The sequence below is a fragment of the Microbacterium sp. NPDC077663 genome, assembly GCF_044542795.1.
GTDB lineage: Bacteria > Actinomycetota > Actinomycetes > Actinomycetales > Microbacteriaceae > Microbacterium.
The window spans coordinates 313,073-329,511 of the sequence record NZ_JBITVE010000002.1 but is presented as its reverse complement, the minus strand read 5'-3'; the positions used below and the strand labels follow the sequence as shown (position 1 = coordinate 329,511).

The 16,439-nt window shown below is 69.9% G+C and carries 13 protein-coding genes; 6 read left to right on the top strand and 7 right to left on the bottom strand.

Features of this window, described 5'->3' with window-relative positions:
- Position 1: 1 nt before the first annotated feature.
- The 3 genes from ACIGEP_RS09085 to ACIGEP_RS09075 form a co-directional block, all read right to left on the bottom strand.
- Positions 2-1,960: a DUF6807 family protein gene (locus ACIGEP_RS09085; RefSeq protein ID WP_396661301.1), complete on the bottom strand. Its 1,959-nt coding sequence runs from the start codon at positions 1,958-1,960 to the stop codon at positions 2-4.
- A gap of 78 nt (positions 1,961-2,038) precedes the next feature.
- Positions 2,039-2,422, bottom strand: a complete 384-nt coding sequence (gene crcB, locus ACIGEP_RS09080) for a fluoride efflux transporter CrcB (RefSeq protein WP_396661300.1) — start codon at positions 2,420-2,422, stop codon at positions 2,039-2,041.
- Positions 2,419-2,904, bottom strand: a complete 486-nt coding sequence (locus ACIGEP_RS09075; protein ID WP_396661299.1) for a fluoride efflux transporter FluC — start codon at positions 2,902-2,904, stop codon at positions 2,419-2,421. The genes crcB and ACIGEP_RS09075 overlap by 4 nt, the downstream gene beginning before the upstream one ends.
- A gap of 79 nt (positions 2,905-2,983) precedes the next feature.
- On the opposite strand from ACIGEP_RS09075, the gene ACIGEP_RS09070 reads away from it, so the two are divergent.
- From ACIGEP_RS09070 to ACIGEP_RS09045, 6 genes are all read left to right on the top strand, one after another.
- On the top strand, positions 2,984-4,759 hold the full coding sequence (locus tag ACIGEP_RS09070; protein WP_396661298.1) for an ABC transporter ATP-binding protein: 1,776 nt from the start codon (positions 2,984-2,986) through the stop codon (positions 4,757-4,759).
- Positions 4,756-5,649 (top strand): hypothetical protein, encoded by an 894-nt coding sequence (locus tag ACIGEP_RS09065; protein ID WP_396661297.1) that lies wholly within the window; start codon positions 4,756-4,758, stop codon positions 5,647-5,649. The genes ACIGEP_RS09070 and ACIGEP_RS09065 overlap by 4 nt, the downstream gene beginning before the upstream one ends.
- A gap of 209 nt (positions 5,650-5,858) precedes the next feature.
- On the top strand, positions 5,859-7,148 hold the full coding sequence (locus ACIGEP_RS09060) for an ABC transporter substrate-binding protein (protein WP_396661296.1): 1,290 nt from the start codon (positions 5,859-5,861) through the stop codon (positions 7,146-7,148).
- 88 nt (positions 7,149-7,236) lie between these two features.
- Positions 7,237-8,229, top strand: a complete 993-nt coding sequence (locus tag ACIGEP_RS09055; RefSeq protein WP_396661295.1) for a carbohydrate ABC transporter permease — start codon at positions 7,237-7,239, stop codon at positions 8,227-8,229.
- A complete protein-coding gene (locus ACIGEP_RS09050; RefSeq protein WP_396661294.1) occupies positions 8,226-9,158 on the top strand; it encodes a carbohydrate ABC transporter permease in 933 nt (310 codons plus the stop codon). Before ACIGEP_RS09055 ends, ACIGEP_RS09050 begins: the two co-directional genes overlap by 4 nt.
- Before the next feature lie 5 nt (positions 9,159-9,163).
- Complete coding sequence (locus ACIGEP_RS09045; RefSeq protein WP_396661293.1) at positions 9,164-9,823, top strand: hypothetical protein; 660 nt, start codon at positions 9,164-9,166, stop codon at positions 9,821-9,823.
- 1 nt (position 9,824) lies between these two features.
- Here ACIGEP_RS09045 and ACIGEP_RS09040 read toward each other — a convergent pair whose 3' ends face one another.
- The 4 genes from ACIGEP_RS09040 to ACIGEP_RS09025 are packed head-to-tail and all read right to left on the bottom strand — an operon-like array spanning position 9,825 to position 16,424.
- Positions 9,825-11,525, bottom strand: coding sequence for a hypothetical protein (locus ACIGEP_RS09040; protein WP_396661292.1), 1,701 nt, complete (start codon positions 11,523-11,525; stop codon positions 9,825-9,827).
- A complete protein-coding gene (locus ACIGEP_RS09035; protein ID WP_396661291.1) occupies positions 11,522-14,584 on the bottom strand; it encodes an alpha-mannosidase in 3,063 nt (1,020 codons plus the stop codon). Before ACIGEP_RS09035 ends, ACIGEP_RS09040 begins: the two co-directional genes overlap by 4 nt.
- Positions 14,584-15,477, bottom strand: a complete 894-nt coding sequence (locus ACIGEP_RS09030) for a carbohydrate ABC transporter permease (protein WP_396661290.1) — start codon at positions 15,475-15,477, stop codon at positions 14,584-14,586. The genes ACIGEP_RS09035 and ACIGEP_RS09030 overlap by 1 nt, the downstream gene beginning before the upstream one ends.
- Complete coding sequence (locus ACIGEP_RS09025; protein ID WP_396661289.1) at positions 15,471-16,424, bottom strand: carbohydrate ABC transporter permease; 954 nt, start codon at positions 16,422-16,424, stop codon at positions 15,471-15,473. Before ACIGEP_RS09025 ends, ACIGEP_RS09030 begins: the two co-directional genes overlap by 7 nt.
- Positions 16,425-16,439: the final 15 nt, after the last annotated feature.

The window sequence follows — 16,439 nt, the reverse complement described above, 5'->3', positions numbered from 1 at the left end:
GTCAGCCGAGCCGCAGCGCGGCGACGACCTCGTCGTCCGACAGGCGGCCGTCGGCCACCAGCAGGCGGTACGACCGCGACACGGGGATGCCGGGGGTCAGCGTGACCGCTCGGTCCCAGGCGAGTGCGGCCCCGATCCCGGGGTACCCGGCGACGCGCACGAACCACGGGTCTGCTGCCGAGTCGTCGTCGAGCGGCGCCATCGCGACCGTCGCGGAGCCGCCCTCGAACTCGGCCGACCACGCGAGCCAGGGCGCGACGGTGCCATGCACCGCGTCCTCTCCGCGCGCCGACGCGGTACGCACATCGACCTCCGTCGCGGAGGGCAGGCGCCATGAGAGCCCGCCGTACCCGCCGCCGACGCGGCCGTTGCTGCCCGGGCCGCCGAGGTGCAGGGTCGCAGCCCGCGAGGCGAGCTCGAACGACAGGTCGATCGTGGTCGCGCCGGGGCCGGCCTCGGCCACCGTCATCCGCCGGCACTCAGTCAGCATGTGCGCGCCGTCGCGACCGATCCAGGCGAACTCGGCCTCGAGAGCGGATGCCGCCCCCTCGACCCTCGTCGCGACGATGCGCCCGTGGTCGTCGCGCCAGACGTAGTCGCGCCCGGGGGTGTAGGTGCGGCCGCCCCAGAAGTTCACGCCCGAGACGTCCTGCAGCGTGACGCTGATGCCGAGGTGCCAGTCGTGGTCGGCGGGGTGCGTGTCCGAGACGACGACGCCGCCGGGGGTGCGCACGGGGTGCAGGTACGGTCGCGGGCTCGAGGAGCGGGTGACGTCTGTTCCGTCGACGAGTACGGCGACCGGATGCGGGGCGTCGTCCGACGCGGCAAGGTCGGCCAGCACGGCGGGCTCGGTCTTCGCCGCCCACGGCAGATGCAGCTCCGCGAAGGTCGCCTCCGCGTCGACCGCGCGCTCGACCGCGTCGCGGACGCCGGCGAGCACGATGCGCGGGGAGGGGCCGCTGTCGTTCCAGCTGACGTGCGCCGCGTCGATCGCGACGGGTTCGGTGTCGGCGACGGCATCCATCACGCGGACGAAAGCCCCGGTCTCGTGCAGCGGGGCGAGCAGCGGCGTGCCGTGGTCGCGGTGGTCGAGCAGGTTCTCGACGAGGTCGATCCGGCCGAACTCGACGCGGCGATCGGCCGTCTCGACGACGTCCTCGGTGTAGAAGAACTTCGCCGACCCGCGGGTGCCGCGGATGAGGACGTACGGGTCCTCGTCCTCTTCGGCGCACAGCGTCAGAGCCGAGGTGACGCGCACACCGCGGCCGGTCGACAGGCGGATGACGCTCGTGTCGTCGCCTTGGATGGCGTTCGCGCGGTACAGGTCGGCGGTGACCTGGCTCACGTCCGACGCGGCGGTCGACTGCGCGACCGCGAGGGCGGTGGCCGTCGCGTGGGCGAGCGGGTTGGCGACGACACCGTCGAGCACGGGGAAGCCGTCGAGGATGCGGTGGCCCGCCCAGCGGCTGCGCGACCAGTACGCCCGGTCGCGGCACCAGAGGCCGACGGCGCCGATCGCCTGGATCGGTCCGAGACCGAAATCGTCGGCGATGAGGGCGGGGATGGCGAGCGATCCGAGGCTCTGGAACCCTACCTGCACCCGCGCGCCGGATGCGGATGCGGCGTCCGCGAGCACGGCGAGATCGGCGGACGACAGCACCGGCGGCTTCTCGAGGTACAGGTCGATGCCGCGCGAGACGACGAGACCGGCGAGGGCGGCGTGGGTGTGCAGCGGCGTCGCGACGATGACGACGTGGACGTCGTCGACGGCATCGAGGGCATCGGCCAGCGAGGCGAACGCCTGCGTACCGGCGGGCAGGTTCTCGGGCGGCACGGGGGTCGGGTCGGCGACGGCGACGAGTTCGACGCGCTCGCCGAGGCGACGCAGGTTCTCGAGGTGGACGGTGCCGAAGCCCTGGGCTCCGGCGAGGACGATGCGGGTTCGTCGGGGGACAGTCACGGGGACTCCTTCGTCGGCTCCTTCGAGTATGCCAGCAAGCGCTTTCCCTGAGTTGTTCCGCGGCGACATCCGCCCTTCTCAGCCGGTCAGCGCGCGCGCCAGAGCCACGCCGAGCAGCCCTGCGGCGACGGCGAGCACCAGCATCCCGACCGCGTTCATCCAGGCGAGCGCGAACCGACGCTGTTGCACGAGGCGGACGGTCTCGAAGCTCGCGGTGCTGAACGTCGTGAAGCCGCCGCACAGGCCCGTTCCGATGACGAGTCGCCAGGCGTCGTCGAGGGTGCCGCCGAGCGCGAGCTGCGTCACGAACCCCAGCACGAGCGAGCCCGACACGTTGATGAGCAGAGTGCCGACGGGCATCGCCGTGCGCACGCGCGCCTTCACGGCGCCGTCGACGACCAGGCGAAGCGCCGCGCCGACCCCGCCCGCGAGCGACAGTGCGACGAAGAGGAGGGGCGTCATCGCGCCGCCGCCTCCCGACGGGTCCCTGCGAGGGTGATACCGCCGACCGTCGCGAGGGCTCCGACGGCGACCGTGCCGAGGCCGTAGAGGATGCCGCCCAGTGCGTCGCCGCCCGTCAGGAGCAGTCCCGTGTCGACCGCGAGCGCGCTGTACGTCGTGAACCCGCCCGCGAACCCCGTGCCGAGCAGCAGGCGCAGCGTCCGACGGCGACCGACGTCGGGGCCGCGGTTCGCGAGGGCCTCGAGCAGCACGCCGAGGAAGAACGCTCCGACGACGTTGATCGCGAAGATCGCGACCGGGATGCCGCCGAGCGGAGGAATCGCGAGCGAGAGCGCCTCGCGGGCTGCCGTCCCGACGGTCCCGCCGACGAGCACGAGCGCGATGGACGCCGGTGAGAGGTGGACCGGACGCACCCCGCCGATCGTGTCGCCGTCGATCGGGAGTTCGCCGTGCGGGTCGTGCGCGGGGCCGGGCGTGGTCATCGCGTCCACGATAGACCTGGCGGGTCGGTTCGGAGCCCTGGGGCTTCCCGCCCCGCACCCTCGCCCGTACGATGGACACATGTCACGGAAAACGCTTTCCGATTTGACCGGCCTCGTCGACGGTGCCCGCCCGGCCCGTTCCGTGCTGCGCCTGCTCGCCCGTCGGCCCGGTCGCATGATCGTCGCGGTCCTGGCGTTCGCGGCGAAGGAGATCCCGCTGTGGTTCCTCCCGGTGATCACGGCCGCGGTCATCGACATCGTCGCGGGGCGCGGCGCTGTGTCGGACGTCATCTGGTGGTTCGTCGTCGCCGCCGTCCTGCTCCTGCAGAACTACCCGAACCACATCCTCTACACGCGCAACTTCATGACCGTAGTCCGCGACACCGGCGCCGATCTCCGCAACGCCCTTGCCGAACGGCTGCAGACCCTGTCGATCGGGTACCACACACGCATCAGCTCCTCGATCGTGCAGACCAAGGTCGTCCGCGATGTCGAGAACGTCGAGCTCATGCTGCAGCAGGTCACGCATCCCCTCCTCTCGGCGACCATGGTCATGATCGGTGCGATCAGCATGACGGCGATCGCGGTGCCCGCCTTCCTGCCGGTCTACGCGCTCGCCGTGCCCATCGCCCTCGGCATCCGCTATGCCATGCGCCAGCGCTCCCACGCCCGCAACGCCGTGTTCCGCCGCGAGGTCGAGACCCTGTCGGCGCGCGTCGGCGAAATGGCCTCGCTCATTCCCGTCACGCGTGCGCATGGGCTCGAGCAGACCGCCGTCACGCGTGTCGCGACCGGCGCCGACGGCGTGCGCCGGGCGGGCCTGCACCTCGACATGCTCAACGGCCACGTCGCGTCGGTGTCGTGGGTCGCGATGCAGGTGCTCGGGGTGGGATGCCTCGTGCTCGCCGCGATCTTCTCGCTCACCGGCATCCTGCCGATCACCCCGGGTGAAGTCGTCCTCCTCTCGACCTACTTCACGCTGCTGACACAGGGGCTCACGCAGCTGCTCATGCTGATCCCGGTGGGCGCCCGGGGCCTCGAGTCGGTGCGCTCGATCGCGGAGGTCCTGCAGGAGCCCGATCTCGAACAGAACGCCGGCAAGCGCCGGGTCGACGAGGTCGAGGGCGACCTCGTCCTCGACCGCGCGTCGCACCGGTACGCCGGGGCCACCGAGGATGCGCTGCACGCCATCGACCTGCACGTCCCCGCCGGGGCGACCGTCGCCTTCGTCGGGTCGTCGGGCTCGGGCAAGTCGACGATGCTCAACCTCATCCTCGGGTTCCTGCGCCCCACCGGAGGACGCATCCTCATCGACGGGCAGGACACGCAGGAACTCGATCTGCGGACCGTCCGCCGCTTCGTCTCGGTCGTGCCGCAGGAGTCGGTGCTCTTCGAGGGCACCATCCGCGAGAACGTCGCCTACGGGCTCGGCGAGGTCGACGACGAGCGGATCGAACGCGCCCTCCGCGACGCGAACGCGTGGGGCTTCGTGCACGACCAGCCGCAGGGCTGGGACACCGTCGTGGGTGAGCGCGGCGCCCGACTCTCGGGCGGCCAGCGTCAGCGGCTCGCGATCGCCCGCGCGCTCATCCGCGACCCACGCATCCTGCTGCTCGACGAGGCCACGAGCGCCCTCGACCCCGAGTCGGAGGAGCTCGTGAAGGATGCCCTCGGTCGCCTCATGACCGGGCGCACCACCCTGGTCGTCGCCCATCGCCTGTCGACCGTGCGCCAGGCCGACGTCATCGTCGTGCTCGAACGGGGCGAGATCGTCGAACGCGGATCGCACGACGAGCTCCTCGAACGGGGCGGCCGGTACGCGCACCTGCACCTCACGCAGGCGGGTCTCGCGTGAGGGAGGTCTACCGCGACCCCGTCTACGACGGCGCAACCGATCCGCTCGTCGTGATCGCCGGTCCCGGTGACTGGTGGATGTTCTACACCCAGCGCCGCGCGACCCACCCCGATCCGGGTCCGGGCGTCGCCTGGGTGCACGGCAGTCGCGTCGGGGTCGCGCGCTCGACCGACGGCATCCGCTGGTCGTACGCGGGAACCCTCGAGCCGACCCTCTCAGGGTTGCACCTGGATGCCGCCGGCCCGCCCGCGAGCACGGATCGTACCCATTGGGCGCCCGAGGTCGCGCACGACGGCATCGGCTGGCGGATGTACCTCACCGAGATCGACGGGGTCCCCGACCAGTGGCCGGGGTACGCCCGTCACATCGTCGAGTACCGATCCGCCGACCTCGCCCGGTGGCATCGGATCGGCCGGATCACCCTCGACAGCGACCGCGTCATCGATGCTGCGGTCGCTCGGATTCCCGACGGCCGGTGGCGGCTCTGGTACAAGGACGAGGCCGCCGATTCGGTGACGAAGGTCGCGGTCTCCGACGACCTCGCTGCGTGGCGGTCGGAGGGCACCGCGATCGGCGGCCGGCCCCACGAGGGACCGACGGTTTTCGAGCTCGACGGCTCCTGGTGGATGATCGTCGACGAGTGGCGCGGCATGGGGGTGTACCGCTCGACCGATGCCGTCGCGTGGCAGCGGCAGGGTGGGGCGGATGCCGTCATTCTCGGCGCTGGGGCCGTGCCGGGCTCGGGCCTCGGCCACCACGGGGCACCGGTGCGCGAGAACGACAGGATGTGGTTCTACTTCTTCACGCACCCGGGCGTCCCCGACGAGCGGCGCAGCGTCGTCCTCCGGGTGGAGCTCGTGGTGCGCGACGGGGAGATATTCGTCATCTAGGCGTCCAGACGGTCCTGATCTGCACGCCGCACAGACGACGGGTAGCCTGGGACCGGTCACAGTTTTGCCCTTGAAAAACGTTTCAATCCGGACTACAGTGCGAGGCAAGCGCTTTCCCGTGGACTCAGGTCCACTGCACCAGGAATGCCAGATCACGGACCATGACGTCCAGCAGCACTCGCAACACGGACGTTCGAGAGAGGACAAAGATGTTCATCAGTAAGCGCGCGCTCGCCGCCGTCGCACTCGCGACCGGCTCGGCCATCGCCCTCGCAGGGTGCGCCGGGTCGCCTGAGCCGGCCGGCACCTATGACCCCGACGAGAAGGTGTCGATCGACCTCGCGTTCTGGGGCAACGACGTCCGCGCCGACCTGTACAACAAGGCGATCGAGGCGTTCAACGAGAAGTACCCCAACATCACGGTCAACTCGAGCTTCCTGACCTTCCCCGAGTTCTGGGAGAAGCGCCAGACCGAGGCGGCGGGCAAGAACCTGCCCGACGTCATGCAGTTCGACTACTCGTACCTGCGGCAGTACTCCGAGAACGGCCTTCTCCTCGACCTCGACCCCTACCTCGGCGGGATCATCGAGACAGACCCCCTGCCGCAGAACATCCTCGACATCGGCGTCGTGAACGACACGACGTACGGCATCGCGACCTCCACGAACGCGTGGGGCCTTTTCACCAACCCCGTCCTGCTCGAGCAGGCCGGCGTCGACGAGTTCGCCGGTGGTTCCTGGGACGACTACACCGCCTGGATGAGCGAGATCACCGACGCCAGCGGTGGCGAGTTTTGGGGTGGCAGCGACTACACCGGCCGCATCCAGAACTTCGAACTGCAGCTGCGCTCGGAGGGAGGCGAGCTCTTCACCGAGGAGGGTGAGCCTGGCTTCGACGAGGCACGGCTGAAGGCGTTCTGGGAAGAGGGTCAGTCGATCCGCGACGGCATCGGCGTCCCGCAGCAGACCGTCGAGGAGGCCCTCCCGCTGGGCGGGTTCGACACGGCCCTGACCGCGAGCGAACTCACGTGGGACAACTTCGGCGCCGGCTACCTCGGCAACCTGGGTGAGGGCTACACCGAGCTCGGCCTCGTGGCCCCGCCGGTCACGGAGGAGGGAGCGAAGGATCTGTATCTCAAGCCCTCGATGCTGCACTCGATCGCGGCGAACACCGATGCGCCCGAGGCGGCAGCCACTCTCGTCAACTTCCTGGTCAACTCGCCCGAGGCGGGCGAGATCTTCGGGACGAACCGTGGCCTGCCCGCCTCCGAGACGGCTCTCGCGGCCGCGGACCTCGACCCGCTGAGCCAGCAGGTCAAGGACTATGAGGCATCCATCGCCGACCGTCTCGGCGATGCCCCTCCCGTTCCGATCGTCGGATATGGGAGCCTCGAGGAGAAGTTCCGTCAGCTCGGTGTCGAGCTCAACTTCGGCACCATCACCGTCGACGAGGCCGTGTCGCAGTTCTTCACCGAGATGGACGTCGTCCTGAACCAGTGACCGGTGGAGGGGGGGGGGGGGGGGGGGGGGGCCCCCCCCCCCCCCCCCACCCCTCTCCCTCCGACCGTCCCGACACCTGGAGCAGCCCGTGAGTACAACCGCGACGAGGGTCATCGTCACCGGCGAGAAGCGACGTCGCGCCCTCGCGAACACCCGACGCCCCGAAGAGTTGGGCCGTCCGACGCAGCGCGCCCGTGCCCGCCGGGAAACCCTCGCCGGTTACGGATTCCTCCTCCCTTGGCTGATCGGCTTCTTCGGATTGACGATCATCCCGATGGGGTATTCGCTGTACCTGTCGTTCACGCGGTACAACATCTTCCAGCCGCCCCGCTGGATCGGCGTCGACAACTATGTCCGCCTGTTCACGAACGACCCGCAGTTCATCCAGTCGGCGCAGATCACGCTCGTCTACGTCTTCGTCGGCACCCCGATCACTCTGGTCGCCGCCCTCCTCGTGGCGATGCTGCTGAACTACCGCGACAAGGGCGCCGGGTTCTTCCGCTCCGCGTTCTACGCGCCCTCTCTCATCGGCGGTTCGGTCTCCGTCGCGATCGTCTGGCGGGCGATGTTCGGTTCCGACGGTCCGGTCGACTCGTCGCTGTCGTTCTTCGGCATCGACCTCGGCGGCTGGATCGGCAACCCGAGCCTCGTGCTCCCGGCGATGATCGTCCTGTCGATCTGGCAGTTCGGCGCCACCATGGTCATCTTCCTCGCTGGGCTCAAGCAGGTCCCGAAGGAGCTGTACGAGGCGGCGGAGATGGACGGTGCCGGTCCGTGGCACCGGTTCCGTGCCGTCACCCTGCCGATGCTCTCTCCGGTCATCTTCTTCAACCTGCTGCTGGGCCTCATCGGCGCGTTCCAGGTCTTCGCGTCGGCGTACATCATCTCTAACGGCTCCGGCGGCCCCGCCGGCATGACGAACTTCGTCACGCTGTACCTCTACAAGCGCGGCTTCGCCGATGGCCAGATGGGCTATGCCGCCGCGATCGCCTGGGTCCTGCTGATCGTCGTCGCGATCATCGCCTTCATCCTCTTCCGCACCCAGCGCTCCTGGGTGCACTACGCCGGAGACAACCGATGAGCACCTCCAACGTCACCACGACCTCGGGCGCGGCATCCACCCCCGTCTTCGCCGCGCAGCAGGTCATCGCCAGTCCGCCGCGTCGCCGCGTGAAGCGCAAGACGTGGCAGACGGTCATCTGGCTCGTCGTGCTCATCGCATTGACGGCTCTCGTCCTCTACCCGCTCGTCTGGCTCGCGGTCTCGACCCTCAAGCCGAACTCGGAGTTCGGGCAGAACTCGGGACTCATCCCGAACTCGCCGTCGTTCGACAACTACACGAAAGTCTTCGAGGGCATCGCGGGTGTGCCACTGCTCCAGTTCTTCTGGAACTCGCTGGTCCTCGCCGTCGCCGCGGTCGTCGGGACCGTGCTCTCGAGTGCCCTGGCCGCCTACGCGTTCGCCCGCATCCCGTTCAAGGGTCTCGGCATCCTGTTCGCCGCGATGATCGGCACGCTGCTGCTGCCGTTCCACGTCGTGATCATCCCCCAGTACATCCTGTTCAACAACCTGGGTCTGGTCGACACGTTCTGGCCGCTGATCCTGCCGAAGTTCCTCGCCACCGAGGCGTTCTTCGTGTTCCTCCTCGTCCAGTTCATGCGGCAGATGCCGCGCGACATGGATGAGGCGGCGCGCATCGACGGCGCCGGTCACATCCGGATCTTCTGGGCGATCATCCTGCCCCTCGTGAAGCCCGCGCTCATCACCTGCGCGATCTTCGCGTTCATCTGGTCGTGGAACGACTTCCTCGGGCCTCTCCTGTACCTCACGAGCCCCGAGAACTACCCGCTCCCGATCGCGCTGCGCCTTTACAACGACCAGTCCTCGACGAGCGACTTCGGTGCCACGGTCACGGCGTCCTTCCTCGCCCTCGTGCCGGTGCTCCTGTTCTTCCTCGTGTTCCAGCGCTTCCTCGTCGACGGCGTCGCGACCCAGGGCCTGAAGGGCTGACGACGGTGGCCGGGATCCGATCGGCTCGACGCGCCGAGCGCGCCGCGGTGCGCGCCGACCGTTCGGGGAGCGGTCCCGTCCTCGAAGAGCGTCCGCCGGTCCGGTTCCCCGGCGCCGCGGCGAAGTTCGCGCTGTTCGGCGAGGTGCTCGTGGTGGGACTGCTCGTCCTGCTCGTGGCCGCCCTCATCGTGACCCTGCCGGTGGCGCTGGCCGCCGGCATCCGTCATCTCGGTCGATTCATTGCGGCGGAGGACTCCCGACTCGGGCTGTTCTGGCGCGACGTGCGCGCCGGGATCGCGGGTGGGAGCGTCGTCGGACTGGTCGCCGTCGTGATCGCCGCGGTCCTGGGCGTCGACATCCTCCTCGCCCGCACGGGCACGCTGCCGGGCGGTGTCGTCGTCGAGGCGGTCGGATGGGCGGGACTCGCCGCGCTGTCCGTCGCGCTGCTCGTCGCCGCCGGTGCGTGGGGACCGGTGTCCGGGTGGCGAGAAGCGGTCCGCAGCATCCCGGGGATCGTCCGGGACGACGTGCGGGGACTCGCGTTCTACGTCGCGGCCGTCGCTCTGGTCGTCATCCTGACGTGGATGCTGCCGCCGCTGCTGCCCGCTGCCTTGGGGTGCGCCGTGCTCGCCGTCGTGGCGGTGCCGCACCGCCGACGCCGCTGACTCAGCGCACGCGGCGGACCGTGACCGTCGCGCGGCCGGGTGTCGTACCGCTCACATAGAGCCGGGGTCCGCCGAGTGCATCGGTGCCGCCCAGGTAGTCGTAGTCCTCGCCGGGCAGGTATCCCGCGGCCGCGGACGAGCCCGTCCCCGGACCCACCTCGATCGCGTCCGCCCCGACCCGGTACCGCGCCGATCCCGAGCCGAGGACGACGGTGCCGTCGGCGGCAGGGGTGACCCCCTCGAACGCGCCCCCCGCGCGGAACGCGAACTCGAGGTTCCACGCGCAGATCGGACCGTCCGTCTCGACCGTCACCTCGGCGCCGTCCTCGATCGGGACGATCTCGATGCGGGTGTCGAGCGGCACCTCGTGCCGCGGGCGCTCGTCGAACGACATCGCGGCGGAGAAGCGCCCCTCGTCGACGACGCGGTAGTCCCCGTCGGGGCGGCGACGTGCGGCATCCAGCGGCCCGAAGTACGCGGGGGAGAGGTGCTCCTCGAGCACGATACGGTCGTCGGCGACGGTCATCCGGTCGGCGCGGAACGGACCCAACCCGAAGAAGTGACGCGACAGGCGCACGGACTCGAGCACGGCGTCGCCGCCGAACAGCCTCAGGAACGTGGGGTTGCTCGCGAGTCCCGAGCGGATGCGGCGCGCGACGGCGTAGTCGGATCCGCCGAACACCACCAGCGTGCGCTCGGGCGTGCGGTCGACGACGAGTCCCGAGACCGGCCAGGCGTGCCGGACCCGCGTGGCCGGCGGCACCGCGGAGGGGAGCGCCTCGCGCAGCGCCGGGTGCAGCAGCATGTCGGCGAGCGCGGTCTGCGGATCGATCACCGGAGCGGATGCCGCGACCCGCGCCGCCCACGCGAAGTCACCGCGTCCGGTCTCGAGGGCGAGGTGGCGGTAGTGCAGGGCGTAGGGAGCCAGCGGGAAGACCGGCTCGCGCTGGTCCTGCCGCCGGGAATGCACGGTCTCGACCGATCCGTCGGGGTGGATCAATCCGAGCGTCGCCTCGAGGTTGCGCGCGACGACCTCGTGCAGTTCGGGCAGGTCGAGGATGTCGGCGATGACGAGCAGCGACGGGTTCGAGACGTAGACGGCGTAGTTTGCGCTGCGTTCGGAGTACAGGCCGTCGGCGTCGATGTCGACGCCCTCGGCCAGCCATTCGCGGGCACGCGCCGTCAGGCGCTCGTCGGGGCGGTGCCGGTGCAGCCGGACGAGGGCGGCGCTGAGCTCCCAGCGGTGGTTCGGGGTGTGGACGCCGCCTGCGAGCATCGCCGGAGCCGCCCGATCCGCGATGCCGCCGAGGATCTCGGCGACCCGGTCGAGTCGGGGGTCACCCGAGCGTCGCGCGAGTTCGAGGATGTCGCCCACGTCGTTGATCGTGAAGCCCGTGTCGGGCGGCGATTCGACGTTGTCGCCGCCGAGGAACAGGCCCGTCGGCGATTGCAGGTCGTGCAGGATCCGCGCGTACGTCTCGGCGAGACCGACGACGGCGGGGGACCCGGTGAACGCCGATGCGGGCTCGAGGAAGACCGCCACGAGCAGCTTCGCGCGGCGCATCGACTCGCGGTGCGGCCCGAGCCCGGCCGTGGACACATCCGTCGATGCCTGCAGGAGCGCCGCCGTCTCGGCATCCGCCGCGGCGATGACATCGGCGACGAACGTATCGGACTGTGTCGTGTCCGTGTGCAGGGTCATGACGTCTCCGGTCGGTGCGGACGGGCGCGCAGGGTGACGACCTCGAAGGCGCGCAGATCGAGGTTCACGGTGGTCTCGTCCTCGAGGCGCGCGGCCCCGACGCGGCCGCGCCCGGGGGTCTCGACGAGGTCGCACACCTCGAGTGAGGCGACGGGCAGATCGAACCGGAGGATGCCGCCGGTGCGGGCACCGCGCTGTTCGAACACCCGCACGATCAGGTCACCGGTGCCGTCGGCGGCGAGCTTGACGGCCGAGACGACGATGCCGGGCACGGTGCTCGTCACGAGCGGGGCGACGGCCTCCGCGCCGGCGACCTCGCGCAGCGGTGAGCCGACGAGCGTGCCCCAGTGGGCGGCATCCGTCGTCGTCTCGGCCGGCGCGAAGACCGACGTGAACTCGTGCACGCCCTGATCGGCGTCGGGGTCGGGGAACGTCGGGGCGCGCAGCAGCGACTGGCGCACCGTCGTCACCGTGCCGTGCTCGTCGGTGGTCCGCGTCGCGTCGTGGCCGTAGACGCCGTCGTTGACGATCGCGGCGCCGGTGCCGGGCTCACCCACGTGCACCCAGCGATGCGCGCAGACCTCGTAGCGCGCCTCGTCCCATGAGGTGTTGGTGTGGAGCGGGCGCCGTACGTGACCGAACTGGGTCTCGTACGCGGCATCCTGCGCGTGCACCGCGACGGGGAAGGCGAGCTTCAGCAGTCGGTGCCGCTCGTGCCAATCGACGCGGGTGCGGATACGGACGGCACCGCCCTCGGGATGGATGTCGATCCACTGCTGGGCGGCGCCGTTCGGCAGCGGGTGCACGACGTGGACCACGCCGTCATCCGTCAGCGTCGCCGAGCCGCCGTCGACATCGGTGGTCGACAGGCGGTAGGCGGCGTCGAGTTCCCACGCGTCCCACTTCGAGGGAGCGTCGACGTGCAGCTGCAACAGGCCGCCGCGTCGCCCCTCGGGGATCAGCTCCCGACCCGTCGCGAGCTCGCGCACGCTGCGGAGAGTGCCGTCGGGTCCGACGAGGACGTCGATCGCATCCGAACGCAGCCGGAAGCCGCCGTCGACCTCTTCGGCCGACGCGGCGGCAGGCTGTGGGGCCGGTCCCGCGCCGCCCGCGGCGACACCGCCGGCCGTGACGGCGGCGGGGTTGAGCACCAGGCGCGTGGAACCGTCACCGACGAGCGCGGCCACGGCATCCGCGATGATCCGCTCCAGTCGCTCGGTCGTCTCGGCGTGCGAGCGTTCGGCCTCGCGATGCACCCACGCGATCGCGCTGCCGGGCAGGATGTCGTGGAACTGCAGCAGCAGCACCTCGCGCCAGAGCTCCTCGAGTTCGGCAGCGGGGTACGGGATGCCGCGGCGCAGCGTCGCGGCCGCGCTCCAGTGCTCCGCTTCGACGAGCAGGGCCTCGTTGCGACGGTTGCCGCGCTTGGTGCGCATCTGCGAGGTGTAGATGCCGCGGTGGAACTGCAGGTACATCTCTCCCGACCAGACAGGCGGGTCGACCGGCTCGGAGGCCGCCTCGACGAAGAACTCGCGCGGCGTGCCGAACGCGACGGTCGGAGAGCCCTCGAGGTCCGCCTGAAGGCGCGCGTCGGCCATCATCTCTCGCGTCGGGCCGCCGCCGCCGTCGCCGAAGCCGAACGGCATGAGCGACCGGGTGCTCGCGGCGTGGTCGGCGAAGTTGCGGACGCTCCGCGCCAGCTCGGTCGGACGCATGTCGCCGCTGTAGGTGTTGTTCGGCGGGAAGTGCGTGAAGATCCGCGAGCCGTCGAGTCCCTCCCACACGAAGGAGTGGTGCGGCATCGTGTCGACGTCGTTCCAGCACATCTTCTGCGTGAAGAACCACTCGAGGCCCGCGCCGCGCAGCAGCTGCGGCAGGCCGGCGGGGAATCCGAAGGAGTCCGGCAGCCACCCCACGTCGCTGCGGGCGCCGAAGTGCTCCTCGAAGAAGCGCGTGCCGGCGAGCAGCTGACGGGCGAGCGATTCGCCCGACGGCATGTTGACGTCGGATTCGACCCACATGTTGCCGACCGGGATGAACCGGCCCTCGGCGACGCGGGCCGTCACGCGCGCGAACAGCTCGGGGTCGCTGCGCCGCACCCACTCGAAGTGCTGCGCCGACGAGCTGACGAACACGGCGTCGGGGTCGGAGTCCATGAGTTCGAGCACGTTGGCGAACGTGCGGGTGACTTTGCGCACCGTCTCGCGGCTCGGCCAGAGCCACGCGGAGTCGATGTGCGCGTGCCCCGTCGCGGTGATGCGGTGAGCGGATGCCGCGGCCGGCGCCGCGAGCAGGGGAGCGAAGATGCCGCGGGCCGCCGCCGCCCCGGGAGCGGGATCGTCGGGGTCTAGCGCGTACAGCGCCCGCTCGAGACCGTCGAGGATGCGGGCCCGGCGCGGGTCGGAGTCGACCAGTTCGCGGGCGAGGCCGACGAGCACGATGACCTCGCGGCGGAGGCGCTCGACGGTCTCGTCGACCAGGCGCACCTCCATCCGACCGAGACGGTACAGCGGCTGTGGCCCGGCGGTCGACGGGTCGCCGAGCGGCGTCGGGGCGAAGGCGAGAGGGCTCTTGAAGTCGTCGCCGCCCGAGAGGTCGGGGTTGGCGGCGGCCTCGACCGTGAAGACGACGCGTTCGCCGGGCGCGCTCGCGACCGGCACGTGGTGGTTGCGGGGTTCGAGGCCCTTGACCACGACACCCTCGGTCGTGCGGACGAGGCCTTCGCACTGGAAGCCGGGTTTGGCCTGAGAGAAGCCCAGGTCGAGAGAGAGCTCGATGCGGCCGTCCCGTGCGGACCACTCCGCGGGGACCTCGCCCTCGACCGTGAACCACGTCGTGCCCCAGGCGCGACCCCACCGGTGTCCGGCCTCGACGGGGGCGAAGGCGGCGTCGCGCCGCATCCGCTCGACGGACACGGGTTCGCCCGGCAGCTCCCCGCGGTCGGGGACCTGCCAGGCCGACACCTGGAGGGGGCGACGGTCCGCGACGACCGCCCGATCGAGGTATTCCCCGCTGAAGCGGTCGACGCGTTCCAGGACGAGGTGATCCCGCGAGGGCATCAGTCCTTGAGTCCTGCGTTGATGTTCGACGAGGTCACGTACTTCTGGAACACCAGGTAGAGCGCGACCAGCGGGATCATCGACAGTACCGACGCTGCCAGCAGGATCGTCCACTCGATGTTCTCGGCACCCACCAGTGCGCGGAGGGCGATCTGCAGCGTGAACTGCTCGCGGTCGCCGAGGATGATGAGCGGGAAGATGTAGTCGTTCCAGCGCCACTGGAACGACATGATCGCCAGCGTCAGCGCGATGGGTCGCGCCAGCGGCAGCATGATCCGGAAGAAGATCCCGTACTCGCTCGCGCCGTCGATCCGCGCCGCCTGCATCAGCTCGTCGGGGATCGTGATGAAGAACTGTCGGAACATGAACACGCCGGTCGGGGTCACGATCGAAGGGATGATGACACCGGCGAGCTGGTTGTAGAGCCCGAGGTCGCGGATCACGATGAACATCGGGTTGAGGATGACCTCGCCCGGCAGCATCGTCATCGACAGGATGAACAATCCCAGGACGCTCAGCCAGGGGTTCTTGTACTTCGCCAGTGCGTAGCCCGTCGTCGCGCAGAGGAAGACGGTGAGTACCGTCGTCACGGTCGCCACGATCGCGGTGTTCATGAAGTAGCGGGCGAAATCGATGCGCTCCAGGGCCGCGGAGTACCCGCCGAGCGTCCACTCCTTCGGGAAGAACGACAGCGGGTAGCTGAAGAGTTCACTACCCGGCTTGAACGATGAGAGGAGAAACCACGCGAGTGGGAACAGCATGAGCAGCGCCAGGACCCACAGCATCGTGGTGGGCACGACTGCGCGGCGGCGCAGGTTCTTGGCCCGCCGGCGACGCTCGAAGCGCTCCTGCTTCTTCTCGTCGGGGACGGTGAGGGCGTAGGTGGTCACCATGAGTTGTTGCTCCTCCGGCTGATGCGCAGCTGGATGATCGCGATGACCATGAGGATCACCAGGAGGATCATCGACGCGGCGCTGGCATAGCCGATCTCGGACTGCTTGAAGCCGGTCTCGTAGATGTACTGGACGATCAAACGGTTCTGCGTGCCCGGCCCACCGCCGTTGAGCGACTGGATCAGCGCGAATTCCTTCATGTGCCCCAGTGTGGACAGCAGGACCACGAGCACGGAGGTCGGGGCGATCGAGGGCAGAGTGATGTGGACGAAGCGCTGCCACCCGTTCGCACCGTCGAGCTCGGCTGCCTCGTAGTACGACTGGGGCACGTTGTTGAGCGCCGCGACGAACAGCAGCATGTTGAAGGCCGCACCGCCCCACGACGACGCCACGATGACGACGAAGAGCGAGAGGTCGGCGTTGGAGGACCACGGCACCCGATCGCCGCCGAGGAGGCTGATGACGAAGTTCACGAAGCCGAAGCTCTCTCCGAACATCCACCGCCAGATGACACCGGTGACGATGGGGGAGACGAGCCAGGGCAGGAAGAAGATGATGCGCGCGGCCGTCTTGCCGCGGGCGTGCGTCGCGTTGATGGCGACGGCCATGCCGAGCGAGAGCGCGTAGCTCAGCGGCACGGAGAACAGGGCGAAAACGAACGTGCGGCCGAGGGCGGCGTAGAAGCTCGGGTCGCTCAGGAGTGCGCCGTAATTGTCGAGGCCGACGAAATTGGCGTCGCCCCACCCACGGAAGTCCGTGAGCGAGTACGAGAGCCCGAGGACGCCCGGCCACAGGAAGAACAGGGCGAAGAGCGCGGCCGTGATGACCGTGAAAAGGAACGGCGCCATGCGGTACCGGCCGAAAGCACGCTTGCGGCGGGGACGGGAGGGCGCGCCGGGCGCCCCCGCCGCGGGGGCGGAGGCGTCCGGCGTGATGGTTGCAGTCATGCGGGGTTCCCTAGG